Here is a 13,009-nt window from a genome sequence, read left to right as displayed (position 1 = left end):
GCCCATGTGTCAACTTATCTGAGGCTGAATAAACACGCTCAGCGAGCAGCCAACGCCTTACTTACAGATCACCAACATGGTCCGCGTCACCGCGCCAGCAGGGTTCCAGCCGAACAGGTAGTCGCCCTCTTCGTCCTCTGCATCGCTGGAGCGGGTAATGACCTTGTAGCCCTGCATCTTGCACTCACGGGCGGCGCGCTTCTCGCACTTTTCCCACTTGTTGCCCAGGCCAGAGCAGTCGACCTCTATACCGCTGACGCCACGCTTGGCGTGGGTCTTGGCGCTGGTGGAGGAGCAGCCTGCAAGCATCAGCAGGGCGAGTATTACGATAATTCTGTTCATTCAAACCCTTATTGAGTCAGCAGCGCGAAATAGCCGTTCTTAAAACTATAGTCAGTTCTGACAGTGGGCTGAACGCCTTCGTTCGGTGCAGGTGCTTCATCAAATTTCAGGCACAAAAAAGGGCGACCGAAGTCGCCCTTTTTCTACAGCTTTACAGAACTTAGTTCTGCTTAGCCATTGCCTGGCGCAGCAGTGCCGCCATGGTGGTGTCAGCAGGAGCAGTTTCCGAAGTCTCTTTCAGGCTCTGGATAGCTTCTTTCTCTTCCACTTCGTCTTTCGACTTGATGGAGAGCTGAATCACGCGGCTCTTGCGGTCAACGCTGATGATCTTGGCTTCTACTTCCTGGCCTTCTTTCAGAACGTTGCGCGCGTCTTCAACGCGGTCACGGCTGATTTCGGAGGCTTTCAGAGTCGCTTCGATATCGTCGGCCAGAACGATGATGGCGCCTTTGGCGTCAACTTCTTTCACAGTGCCTTTAACGATGGCGCCTTTGTCGTTCTCTTGAACGTACTCGGAGAACGGATCGCTTTCCAGTTGCTTGATGCCCAGGGAGATGCGCTCGCGCTCTGGGTCAACCGACAGGATAACGGTGTCCAGCTCGTCGCCCTTCTTGAAACGACGAACAGCTTCTTCGCCAACTTCGTTCCAGGAGATGTCGGACAGGTGAACCAGGCCGTCGATGCCGCCGTCCAGACCAATGAAGATACCGAAATCGGTGATCGACTTGATGGTGCCGGAGATTTTATCGCCCTTGTTGAACTGGCCAGAGAAATCTTCCCATGGGTTAGATTTGCACTGCTTGATGCCCAAGGAGATACGACGACGCTCTTCGTCGATGTCCAGAACCATAACTTCCACTTCGTCGCCGACTTGTACGACTTTCGAAGGGTGGATGTTCTTGTTGGTCCAGTCCATTTCGGAAACGTGTACCAGGCCTTCCACGCCTTCTTCCAGCTCTGCGAAGCAGCCGTAGTCGGTCAGGTTGGTAACACGCGCGGTCACGCGGGTGCTTTCTGGGTAACGAGCTTTGATAGCAACCCATGGATCTTCGCCCAGCTGCTTCAAGCCCAGGGAAACGCGGTTACGCTCACGATCGTACTTCAGAACCTTGACATCGATCTCGTCGCCAACGTTGACGATTTCGGAAGGATGCTTGATACGCTTCCAAGCCATGTCGGTAATGTGCAGCAGGCCATCGACGCCACCCAGATCGACGAATGCGCCGTAATCGGTGAGGTTCTTGACGATACCTTTGACTTGTTGGCCTTCCTGCAGGGATTCCAGCAGAGCTTCACGCTCGGCGGAGTTCTCTGCTTCCAGCACGCTGCGACGGGAAACGACAACGTTGTTGCGCTTCTGGTCGAGCTTGATGACTTTGAATTCGAGTTCTTTGCCTTCCAGGTGCGTGGTGTCGCGCACTGGACGAACGTCGACCAAAGAACCTGGCAGGAACGCACGGATGCCGTTAACGTCGACAGTGAAGCCGCCTTTAACCTTACCGTTGATAACGCCCTTGACCACTTCTTCAGCTGCGAAGGCTGCTTCGAGAACAATCCAGCATTCAGCGCGCTTGGCTTTTTCACGGGACAGCTTGGTTTCACCGAAACCGTCTTCAACCGAGTCCAGAGCAACGTGAACTTCGTCACCGACATTGATAGTCAGGTCACCAGCATCGTTGTAGAACTGTTCCAGCGGGATCAGAGCTTCAGACTTCAGACCAGCGTGAACGGTTACCCAGCGAGCTTGGTAATCGATATCAACGATAACACCGGTGATGATGGAGCCTGCCTGAAGGTTCAGGGTTTTTAGGCTTTCTTCAAAGAGTTCCGCAAAGCTTTCGCTCATTTTAATTCCTGTTGATAAGGGCGAAGAATACGCCCATCTCCACACCCCAGACGGTGTGGGTCAGTTTCAGTTAAAAGAAGCCACCGCAGGACTATGACTGGTCCCCTGCGGCCTTCTTGATCACCCGGCGATATCGCGAATTGCGATTTCACTCATGATGCGTTCCAGCACCTGCTCGATGGACAACTCCGTGGAATCCAGCTGTATGGCGTCAGCCGCCGGCTTGAGCGGGGCTACCGCACGCTGGGTATCACGCTCATCGCGTGCACGGATCTCATCTAGCAGACTCGACAGACTAACACCATCGACTTTGCCCTTCAACTGCAAGTATCGGCGGCGTGCCCGTTCCTCGGCGCTGGCGGTCAGGAAAATCTTCAGCGGCGCCGCGGGAAACACCACCGTGCCCATGTCGCGGCCATCGGCCACCAGGCCCGGCGCCTCCTGAAATGCGCGCTGGCGCTGCAGCAGCGCCTCGCGCACGGCGGGCAGCGCGGCCACTTGGGAGGCACCCGCGCCGATACTCTCGGTGCGAATCACATCGCTGACTTCATCACCTTCCAGAATGATGCGCTGCAACTGACCCTCGGTCGCCGCAATGAACTGCACATCCAGATGGGCGGCAAGTTTGGTCAGCAACTCTTCGTTGGTCAGGTCCACACCATGGTTGTGCGCAGCGAACGCCAGCAGGCGGTACAGCGCGCCAGAATCCAGCAGGCACCAACCCAGGCGCTTGGCCAGAATGCCAGCGATTGTGCCTTTGCCCGAGCCGCTAGGCCCGTCGATGGTAATCACCGGTGCTTTGATATTCACAATTGAGCCTCTTGGGCAACACGGATGCCGACTTGGGCACACAGTGTCAGAAAGTTCGGAAAAGACGTAGCAACATTGGCGCAGTCAAGAATACGAATAGGCGCCTTCGCCCGCAGGGAAGCCACACTGAACGCCATGGCAATCCGATGATCGCCATGAGCATGCACTTCACCGCCGCCCATCGGGCCACCGTCAATGATAATCCCATCGGGGGTGGGTTCACACTTCACGCCCAAGGCCAACAGACCGTCGGCCATCACCTGGATGCGATCGGACTCCTTGAGGCGCAGCTCTTCGGCACCGCGCAAAACGGTGCGGCCTTGGGCACAGGCTGCGGCAATAAACAGCACAGGGAACTCATCAATCGCCAACGGCACCAGGGCCTCTGGAATCTCGATGCCCTTGAGCACGGCAGCGCGCACACGTAAATCCGCAACCGGCTCGCCACCCACCTCGCGCTGGTTTTCGAGGGCGATATCAGCCCCCATCAGCCGCAGGATGTCGATCACCCCGGTGCGGGTCGGGTTGATACCGACATGCTCCAGCAGCAACTCGGAGCCTTCGGCAATCGAGGCCGCCACCAGGAAAAACGCCGAAGACGAAATATCCCCCGGCACTTCAATACGCGTAGCGACCAACCCGTGCCCCGACGCCAGCGACGCCGTCGCGCCCTGCACCGCCACTGGGTAACCAAAGCCGCGCAGCATGCGCTCGGTGTGGTCGCGGGTCGGTGCGGGCTCGGTCACCGAGGTTTTACCCTCAGCGTACAACCCCGCCAACAACAGGCAGGATTTCACCTGGGCACTGGCCATGGGCAGTACATAGTTCAAGCCTTTGAGCGATTGCCCGCCACGAATGGTCAGTGGCGGACGCCCGTCCGGCCCGGTCTCGATGATCGCGCCCATTTCACGCAGTGGCTTGGCCACGCGGTTCATCGGGCGCTTGGACAGCGAGGCATCGCCGGTCAGCACGCTGTCGAAGCTCTGCGCCGCCAATACACCTGCCAACAGGCGCATCGACGTGCCGGAATTACCCACATAGATCGGCCCCGGCGCAGCCTTCAGGCCCTGCAGGCCGACACCGTGAATAGTCACGCGCCCATGGTGTGGGCCCTCGATCACCACGCCCATGTCGCGAAAGGCCTGCAAGGTCGCCAGGGCGTCCTCACCCTCAAGGAAGCCCTCCACCTCGGTCACACCCTCGGCCAACGAACCCAGCATGATCGAGCGATGGGAGATCGACTTGTCACCCGGCACGCGGATGCGCCCGCTCAAGCGGCCACCCGGGCTGGCGATGAAGGTCAGATCATCGGTGTTCACTGCGGTTTCCATATAGGCCCGGCGTGCGAGGATCTTGCTGAAATGTTCACGCGCCACCCGTGCCCGGGTGAACACGCCCAGCAGTTGATGGCCGTCTCCCGCATCCACGGCGTCGCGCAAGGCGTCGAGGTCACTGCGGAAGGTGTCCAGGGTGCGCAACACCGCTTCGCGATTGGCGAGGAAGATGTCGTGCCACATCACCGGATCGCTGCCGGCAATCCGCGTAAAATCGCGGAAGCCACCGGCGGCGTAACGGAAAATCTCGAGGTTCTCGTTGCGCTTGGCCAAAGAATCCACCAAGCCAAATGCCAGTAGATGCGGCAAGTGACTGGTCGCTGCCAACACTTCGTCGTGACGCTCGACCTGCATATGTTCCACATCTGCGCCCAGCTCGCGCCAGAGACGATCCACCACCGCCAACGCCGTGGGATCGGTTTGCGCAAGCGGCGTCAGGATGACCTTATGCCGACGGAACAACTGCGCATTCGACGCCTCCACCCCGCTCTGCTCGGAGCCAGCAATAGGATGGCCCGGCACAAAGCGCGGCGGCATGCCACCAAACGCCAATCGTGCTGCGCGCACCACGTTGCCTTTGGCACTGCCCACATCGGTAAGGATCGCTTGCCCGAGGTCCATGCCAGCCAGTACCGCCAGCAGTTTCTCCATGGCCAAGATCGGCACGGCGAGCTGGATCACATCCGCGCCCTGGCACGCAACGGCCAAGTCCGCCTCACAGCGGTCCACCACGCCCAACTCCACTGCCAACCTGCGCGATTGCGGGTCGAGGTCTACGCCTACGACTTCGCCACACAGCCCGCTTTCACGCAGGCCCTTGGCGAAGGAGCCACCGATCAACCCCAGGCCGACCACCACCAGGCGACCGATCATAGGTACAGCAGGTTGCAATGCAGTGACATCAACCACGGGCCAGAACCTTGGCCAGCGCCTCAAGGAAGCGGCTGTTCTCAGCCGGCAAACCGATGGTGATACGCAGATGGTTCGGCATGCCGTAGTTGGCCACCGGGCGCACGATCACACCCTCGCGCAGCAAGCCCTGGAACACCGGCGCGGCCACTTGGCCGAGGTCGACGCAGATGAAGTTGCCCTTGGACGGAATCCAGCCCAGGCCCAGCTCACGAAAGCCTTCCTGCAATTGCAGCATGCCGCTTTCGTTGAGGCGACGACCTTCTTCCAGGTATTCGGCATCCTTCACCGCCGCACAGGCGGCCGCCAGGGCCAGGCTGTTGACGTTGAACGGTTGGCGCACGCGGTTCAGCACATCGGCGACCACGGGGGTGGACAAGCCATAACCGACCCGCAACGACGCCAGGCCATAAGCCTTGGAGAACGTACGCGACACCAGCAGGTTCGGGTAGGCCGCGAGGAAATCCAGGCCGTCGGGCAGGTCGCTGCCTTCGGCGTACTCGATGTAGGCTTCGTCCAGCACGACCAGCACATGCGCCGGCACGTCCTGCAGGAATTCGTTCAGTGCCTGCTCGTCAAACCAGGTGCCGGTCGGGTTGTTCGGGTTGGCGATAAACACCACGCGAGTCTGGGCATCGATGGCCGCCAGCATCGCCGGCAGGTCATGACCCCACTCCTTGGCAGGAATCACGCGAGCATCTGCCCCCACCGCCTGGGTCACGATCGGGTAGACCGCAAACGCATGCTCGCTGAACACCGCATTCAAACCTGGCGCCAGGTAGGCACGGCCGACCAGTTCAAGGATGTCGTTGGAGCCGTTGCCCAAGGTCACTTGGTTCAGCTCGACCCGGCACTTGTCCGCCAGCAGCGACTTGAGCGCAAAACCGTTGCCATCGGGATAACGGGTCAGCTCGGCCAGCTCTTCACGAATCGCCGCCAACACTTTGGGGCTCGGGCCCAGCGGGTTTTCGTTACTCGCCAGCTTGACGATTTTGGACGGGTCCAGATTCAACTCGCGGGCCAACTCGTCCACAGGCTTGCCTGGAACGTAAGGCGAGAGTTGTTGCACGCCCGGCTGCGCCAGGGCGAGGAAGTTGCCACTCATGTCAAAGCCTCACAAAACCGCTTTCGGGTAAGAGCCCAGCACCTTGAGTGCCACGGCTTCCTGACTGATCTTCTCCAGCACGCCCTTGACCAGCGGGTCGCGGTGATGGCCCATGAAGTCGATAAAGAACACGTAGGTCCACTTACCGCTGCGCGAAGGACGAGTCTCGATGCGCGTCAGGTCAATCCCGTTGTCGTGGAACGGCACCAGCAGCTCATGCAGCGCACCGGGCTTGTTGCTCATGGAAACGATGATCGAGGTTTTGTCGTCGCCGGTGGGCGGCACTTCCTGGCTGCCGATCATCAAAAAGCGCGTGGAGTTATCCGGGCGGTCTTCGATCTTCTCAGCCAGGCGCGTCAGGCCGTACAGGCCCGCGGCCATATCGCCGGCAATCGCCGCCGAGTTCCACTCACCCTTGACCCGCTTGGCCGCTTCGGCGTTGCTGGACACCGCCACGCGCTCGACATTCGGGTAATGGGCGTCTAGCCACTTGCGGCACTGGGCCAGGGACTGGGCGTGGGAATAGATACGGCTGATGCTGTCGGTCTTGGTGTTTTCACCCACCAGCAGGTGGTGGTGGATACGCAACTCCACCTCACCGCAGATCACCATGTCGTGTTCGAGGAAGCTGTCCAGCGTGTGGTTGACCGCACCTTCGGTGGAGTTTTCCACCGGCACCACGCCAAAATTCACCGCACCGGCGGCGACTTCACGGAAGACTTCGTCGATAGCCGCCATCGGCTTGCTGATTACCGCATGGCCGAAGTGCTTCATGGCCGCCGCCTGGGTGAAGGTGCCTTCAGGGCCAAGGTAAGCCACTTTCAGCGGCTGCTCCAGCGCCAGGCACGAGGACATGATTTCACGGAACAACCGCGCCATCTCTTCGTTGCCCAACGGCCCCTTGTTGCGCTCCATCACACGCTTGAGCACCTGCGCTTCACGCTCGGGGCGGTAGAACACCGGCACTTCGCCTTCCGCCAGCGACGCCATTTTCACCCGGGCCACTTCCTGGGCGCAGCGCGCACGCTCACTGATCAGCTCCAGGACTTTCTCGTCCAGGCTGTCAATGCGTACGCGCAGGGCCTTGAGTTCTTGCTCAGACATTAGCCGTGTTCCTTCTCGAACTCTGCCATGTAGGCAACCAGCGCATTGATGGCGTGGATGTCGACGGCGTTATAAATGGAGGCGCGCATGCCACCCACCGAGCGGTGGCCCTTGAGGTTCAGCAGGCCGCGCGCGTCGGCGCCAGCCAGGAACGGCTTGTCCAGACGATCATCAGCCAGGCGGAACGGCACGTTCATCCACGAGCGGTCGCTGAGGTTGATCGGGTTGCTGTACAGGCCGCTGGCGTCGATAAAGTCGTACAGGACGCGCTTTTTCTCTTCGTTGAGCTTGCCCATGGCCGCCACACCACCCTGCTCCTTGAGCCATTCGAACACCAGGCCCGACAAGTACCAGGCAAATGCCGGCGGAGTGTTGTACATCGAGCCGTTATCGGCCGCGACCTTGTAGTTGAGCATGGTCGGGCACAGCGAGCGGGCGCGGCCCAGCAGGTCTTCGCGGATGATATTGACCAGGATACCGCTTGGACCGATGTTCTTTTGCGCACCGGCGTAGATCATGCCGTATTTGGACACGTCGATCGGGCGCGAGAGGATGTCCGAGGACATGTCGCATACCAGTGGCACGTCACCGACTTGCGGCACCCAATCAAATTCCAGGCCACCGATGGTTTCGTTCGCGACGTAGTGAACGTAGGCCGCATCCTTGGACAGCTTCCACTCGTTCTGACCGGGAATGGCGAAGTAGTCGTAGGGCTTGGCGGTGCCTGCCACGTTGACATGGCCGTAGCGCGAGGCCTCTTCAATGGCCTTCTGACCCCAGATACCGGTGTCGATATAGTCGGCAGTGCCGCCTTCGGGCAGCAGGTTCAGCGGTAACTGGGCGAACTGCTGGCTCGCACCACCTTGCAGGAACAGCACTTTGTAGTTGGATGGGATGCCAAGCAAGTCGCGCAGGTCCTGCTCGGCCTTGTTGGCGATGGACACGAACTCATCGCTGCGATGGCTCATTTCCATCACGGAGAGGCCTTTTCCATGCCAGTCGAGGAGTTCACCCTGCGCACGCTGCAGGACTGCTTCAGGAAGCGCCGCGGGACCGGCACAGAAGTTATAGGCTCTCTTGCTCACATCCAATCTCACTCTGATCTGGTGGGGCTGCAATCATGTCAGCAACGCCCTCATTCTGGAGCGGACGCCTGTGGGAGCTGGCTTGCCTGCGATAGCAGCGCCGCGGTATCACTGAATGACCGAGGCGCCTGCATCGCAGGCAAGCCAGCTCCCACATGGACCGCGTCCAGGCAAAGGGCGCTGTGTTTCATACGGGACAAACAACAAGGGGGCGAATCTTCATCCGCCCCCTGTGTGTCCGCTTATTCCTGCGGTTCTTCTTCGTCTGCGGCAGCGTCGAGGGTTGGCTCGTCAACGTTGTCATCGCCAGCTGCGATCACCTCGCCTTCAAATTCCTCACCTTCGAGCTCTTCACCTTCGACTTCCGAAGGCTCCTGCACACGCTCCAGGCCGACCAGTTTTTCGTCCTTGGCCAGCTTGATCAGGGTCACGCCCTGGGTGTTACGGCCCAGGCTCGACACTTCAGCCACACGGGTACGCACCAGGGTGCCCTGATCGGAAATCAGCATGATTTCTTCGCCATCGAGCACCTGCACCGCGCCGACCAGACGGCCGTTGCGGTCGTTGCTGACCATGGCGATCACGCCCTGGCCGCCACGCTTGTACTCCGGGAACTCGCTGATGGCGGTGCGCTTGCCATAACCACGCTCGGAAGCGGTGAGGATCTGGCTGCCTTCTTCCGGGATCAGCATCGAAATCAGCTTCTGCCCTTCCGGCAGGCGCATGCCGCGTACACCGCGGGCGGTACGGCCCATGGCACGCACGTCGGATTCCTTGAAGCGCGTGACCTTGCCGCCATCGGAGAACAGCATGACTTCGCGCTCACCATCAGTGATGGCTGCGGAAATCAGCACGTCGCCTTCATCCAGCTCCAGGGCGATCAGGCCCACGCTGCGTTGACGGCTGAAGGATTCCAGCGGGGTCTTCTTCACGGTGCCTTTGGCGGTGGCCATGAAGATGAAGTGACCTTCGGTGTATTCCTCGACCGGCAGCATGGTGGTGATGTATTCGTCACTGTCCAGCGGCAGCAGGTTGACCAACGGACGGCCACGGGCAGCGCGGGAGGCTTCCGGGATCTCGTAGGTCTTGAGCCAGTACACCTTGCCCTTGCTGGAGAACAGCAGCAGCGTGGTGTGGCTGTTGGCAACCAGCAGGTGAGCGATGTAGTCCTCATCCTTCACGCCGGTAGCCGATTTACCTTTACCGCCACGACGCTGGGCCTGGTACGCAGCCAACGGCTGGGTCTTGGCATAGCCACCGTGGGAGATGGTCACCACGCGCTCTTCTTCCGGGATCATGTCACCCAGGGTCAGGTCCAGGCGCGCATCGAGGATTTCGGTGCGGCGCACGTCGCCGTATTCGGCGCGGATCACTTCCAGTTCTTCGCGGATCACTTCCATCAGGCGCACGGCGCTGCTGAGGATGCGGATCAACTCGCCGATCTGGTTGAGGATCTCCTGGTACTCGGCCAGCAGTTTCTCGTGCTCAAGGCCAGTCAGGCGGTGCAGGCGCAGTTCCAGAATGGCCTGGGCCTGCTCTGGGGACAGGAAGTACTTGCCTTCGCGCAGGCCGTATTGCGGGTCCAGGGTTTCCGGACGGCAAGAATCGGCGCCTGCGCGCTCAACCATGGCCACCACGGCGCTGGATTCCCAAGGCGTGCTGATCAACGCTTCCTTGGCTTCCGACGGGGTTGGCGAGGCCTTGATCAGGGCGATCACCGGGTCGATGTTCGACAACGCAACCGCCTGGCCTTCCAGGATATGGCCGCGCTCGCGGGCCTTGCGCAGTTCGAACACGGTGCGGCGGGTAACCACTTCGCGGCGGTGACGTACGAAGGCTTCCAGCAGGTCCTTGAGGTTCAGGATGCGCGGGCGGCCGTCGATCAGGGCAACCACGTTGATACCAAACACGCTTTGCAGCTGGGTCTGGGCGTAGAGGTTGTTGAGGATCACCTCAGGCACTTCGCCGCGGCGCAGCTCGATCACCACGCGCATACCGTCTTTGTCGGACTCGTCGCGCAGCTCGGTGATGCCTTCCAGCTTCTTCTCTTTAACCAGCTCGGCGATCTTCTCGATCAGGCGTGCCTTGTTCAGCTGGTAAGGGAGTTCGGTGATGACGATCTGCTGGCGGCCACCGACCTTGTCGATGTCTTCGATGATCGAGCGGGCGCGCATGTAAATGCGCCCGCGACCGGTGCGGTAGGCTTCGATGATGCCGGCGCGACCGTTGATGATCGCGGCGGTCGGGAAGTCCGGGCCGGGAATGTATTGCATCAGCTCATCGACGGTCAGCTCAGGGTTGTCGATAAGGGCCAGGCAACCGTCGATGACTTCACCGAGGTTGTGCGGCGGGATGTTGGTGGCCATGCCCACGGCGATACCGCTGGAACCGTTGACCAGCAGGTTGGGGATCCTGGTGGGCATGACAGCCGGGATCATTTCGGTGCCGTCGTAGTTCGGCACCCAGTCCACGGTTTCTTTGTGCAGGTCGGCCAGCAGCTCGTGCGCCAGCTTGGTCATGCGCACTTCGGTGTATCGCATGGCCGCGGCGTTGTCGCCGTCCACCGAACCGAAGTTGCCCTGGCCGTCTACCAGCAGGTAGCGCAGGGAAAACGGCTGGGCCATCCGAACGATGGTGTCGTACACCGCAGTGTCGCCGTGAGGGTGATACTTACCGATCACGTCACCGACAACACGGGCAGATTTCTTGTACGGCTTGTTCCAGTCGTTACCCAGCTCGCTCATCGCGAACAGCACACGCCGGTGCACGGGCTTCAAGCCATCGCGCGCATCAGGCAGTGCCCGACCGACAATTACGCTCATCGCGTAGTCGAGGTAGGACTGTTTCAGCTCGTCTTCGATATTGACCGGGAGGATTTCTTTGGCCAGTTCGCCCATGAGAAGCCTGATTCCTTTTTCGGGTGAAACCTCGTCACATCCATTCGGGACGAACGAAGCTCGCCGCTGCCGGCACGGTGCCTGACAACGACTTACGACAAATCAACGAGTTATGACACGGATCTGCACGTTATAGGCCACCCCTCGGGGCAGCCCTGGAAACCGCCGGATGTTATCACAATCGCCGCCACGCACCTATCCCCCTGATGCGCATGGAGGCTAGTAATTTGACGGATGACAGGCTTGAAGGGGACGAGAGGGGCTCAGAGGCGCGGTGGTGCTTTTTTTTGAGGGTGGAATCCAGACGTTTTATTGACTTCAAGGGCCAATCGCAGGCAAGCCAGCTCCCACCTTTGATTTGTGAACACAGTTAAAGGTGGGAGCTGGCTTGCCTGCGATAGCGCCCCCACAGACACCGACACCCTCAATGCAGGCGCTTACGGCACATCAACTTGGCCAGTTTGGCGGTGTCTGGCCGCTCGACAATGCCTTTTTCGGTGACGATCACGTCAATCAGGTCCGCAGGCGTCACATCAAACACAGGGTTAAACGCCGCGATATCCAACCGCTGCCCATCCACCTCAAGCAACTCACCAATATCGCGCTGCTCCAGCGCAACATCCTCCCCCGTAGCCATCATCAAATCGAGGGTCGAACTCGACGCCACCACCATAAAGCGCACGCCATGGTGCATGGCACACACGGCCAACTGATAAGTGCCGATCTTACTGATCACATCGCCATTGGCCGCAATACAGTCAGCACCGACCACCACCCAGGTCACGCCTTTGGTCTTGAGGATATGCGCCCCGGCGGAGTCGGCATTCACTGCCACCGGGATGCCCCGACCCGCCAACTCCCACGCCGTCAGGCGCGAGCCTTGCAGCCAGGGGCGGGTTTCATTGACATAGACCTGCTCGACCAGCCCCTCCAGATACGCGGCATGAATCACCCCGAGGGCTGTGCCAACGCCGCCGGAGGCCAACGCGCCGGCGTTGCCATGGGTGAGGATCGCCTGGGCATTGCCCTGGTGCTTGCGAATCCGCTCCATGCCCAACTGAGCCATGACCACATTGGCCTCCCGGTCGCTCTCATGGATCGCGACGGCTTCGGCTTCCAGCGCCACCAACGGGTCGGCGTGCTTCTTGAGGCGGTCGAGGCGGTCGCGCATGCGCTGCAAGGCCCAGAACAGGTTCGATGCGGTCGGTCGGGTATGGGCCAGCAAGGCGTAGTCTTCTTCCCATGCAGCCTGCCAGTCACCACCCTCGGCGATACGCTCGCGGGCGGCCAGTACCAAGCCATAGGCGGCGCAGATGCCGATAGCCGGTGCGCCCCGCACCACCATGGTGCGAATGGCGTCAGCCACCGACTCAACGGTACTGCAGGCCACCCAGTGCTTGCGGGACGGCAAAACGCGCTGATCGAGCAGGTGCAGCGCGCCATCACGCCATTCGATGGCCTTCACTTTGTCTGCAGCCAACAGTCGGTCGCGCATCCCTTACCCCGCACTCATGAACAAAAGCCGCCGATTATAGCGATCCGCCAGCCAAGACGCTCGGGTATACTTCGCCCTTCTT

Annotated in this window: 9 protein-coding genes; all 9 read right to left on the bottom strand. The window is 60.3% G+C overall.

What is annotated here, in order from left to right; translation table 11 throughout:
* Nucleotides 1-57: 57 nt before the first annotated feature.
* Nucleotides 58-342 (bottom strand): hypothetical protein, encoded by a 285-nt coding sequence (locus tag ODQ19_RS06485; protein WP_116665066.1) that lies wholly within the window; start codon nt 340-342, stop codon nt 58-60.
* Between the two features lie 160 nt (nt 343-502).
* Complete coding sequence (rpsA, locus tag ODQ19_RS06480) at nt 503-2,188, bottom strand: 30S ribosomal protein S1 (RefSeq protein WP_330209605.1); 1,686 nt, start codon at nt 2,186-2,188, stop codon at nt 503-505.
* A 120-nt stretch (nt 2,189-2,308) separates the two neighbouring features.
* On the bottom strand, nt 2,309-2,998 hold the full coding sequence (gene cmk, locus ODQ19_RS06475; RefSeq protein ID WP_330209604.1) for a (d)CMP kinase: 690 nt from the start codon (nt 2,996-2,998) through the stop codon (nt 2,309-2,311).
* A complete protein-coding gene (locus ODQ19_RS06470) occupies nt 2,995-5,205 on the bottom strand; it encodes a bifunctional prephenate dehydrogenase/3-phosphoshikimate 1-carboxyvinyltransferase (RefSeq protein WP_330209633.1) in 2,211 nt (736 codons plus the stop codon). Before ODQ19_RS06470 ends, cmk begins: the two co-directional genes overlap by 4 nt.
* A 28-nt stretch (nt 5,206-5,233) precedes the next feature.
* On the bottom strand, nt 5,234-6,346 hold the full coding sequence (gene hisC / locus ODQ19_RS06465; RefSeq protein WP_330209603.1) for a histidinol-phosphate transaminase: 1,113 nt from the start codon (nt 6,344-6,346) through the stop codon (nt 5,234-5,236).
* Between the two features lie 9 nt (nt 6,347-6,355).
* The gene (pheA, locus tag ODQ19_RS06460; RefSeq protein ID WP_032902668.1) at nt 6,356-7,450 is read right to left on the bottom strand and encodes a prephenate dehydratase; all 1,095 of its coding nucleotides are present in this window, start codon (nt 7,448-7,450) and stop codon (nt 6,356-6,358) included.
* Nucleotides 7,450-8,535, bottom strand: a complete 1,086-nt coding sequence (gene serC, locus ODQ19_RS06455) for a 3-phosphoserine/phosphohydroxythreonine transaminase (protein WP_330209602.1) — start codon at nt 8,533-8,535, stop codon at nt 7,450-7,452. The genes pheA and serC overlap by 1 nt, the downstream gene beginning before the upstream one ends.
* Nucleotides 8,536-8,777: 242 nt before the next feature.
* Entirely contained in the window at nt 8,778-11,432 is a 2,655-nt protein-coding gene (gene gyrA, locus ODQ19_RS06450; RefSeq protein ID WP_014717617.1) for a DNA gyrase subunit A, read from the bottom strand.
* A 424-nt stretch (nt 11,433-11,856) separates the two neighbouring features.
* Complete coding sequence (gene mtnA / locus ODQ19_RS06445) at nt 11,857-12,927, bottom strand: S-methyl-5-thioribose-1-phosphate isomerase (RefSeq protein ID WP_330209601.1); 1,071 nt, start codon at nt 12,925-12,927, stop codon at nt 11,857-11,859.
* Nucleotides 12,928-13,009: the final 82 nt, after the last annotated feature.

This window comes from Pseudomonas sp. AM4(2022) (genome assembly GCF_036346515.1).
Lineage (GTDB): Bacteria > Pseudomonadota > Gammaproteobacteria > Pseudomonadales > Pseudomonadaceae > Aquipseudomonas > Aquipseudomonas paracarnis.
The sequence above is the reverse complement of the archived record's forward strand: the minus strand, read 5'-3'. Positions and strand labels throughout refer to the sequence as shown.

Excerpts from the sequence above, each read along its gene's own strand:
- ODQ19_RS06470 (WP_330209633.1), bottom strand. The coding sequence starts at position 5,205 with ATGATCGGTCGCCTGGTGGTGGTCGGCCTGGGGTTGATCGGTGGCTCC.
- mtnA (WP_330209601.1), bottom strand. The coding sequence starts at position 12,927 with ATGCGCGACCGACTGTTGGCTGCAGACAAAGTGAAGGCCATCGAATGG.
- gyrA (WP_014717617.1), bottom strand. The coding sequence starts at position 11,432 with ATGGGCGAACTGGCCAAAGAAATCCTCCCGGTCAATATCGAAGACGAG.
- hisC (WP_330209603.1), bottom strand. The coding sequence starts at position 6,346 with ATGAGTGGCAACTTCCTCGCCCTGGCGCAGCCGGGCGTGCAACAACTC.
- rpsA (WP_330209605.1), bottom strand. The coding sequence starts at position 2,188 with ATGAGCGAAAGCTTTGCGGAACTCTTTGAAGAAAGCCTAAAAACCCTG.
- ODQ19_RS06485 (WP_116665066.1), bottom strand. The coding sequence starts at position 342 with ATGAACAGAATTATCGTAATACTCGCCCTGCTGATGCTTGCAGGCTGC.
- pheA (WP_032902668.1), bottom strand. The coding sequence starts at position 7,450 with ATGTCTGAGCAAGAACTCAAGGCCCTGCGCGTACGCATTGACAGCCTG.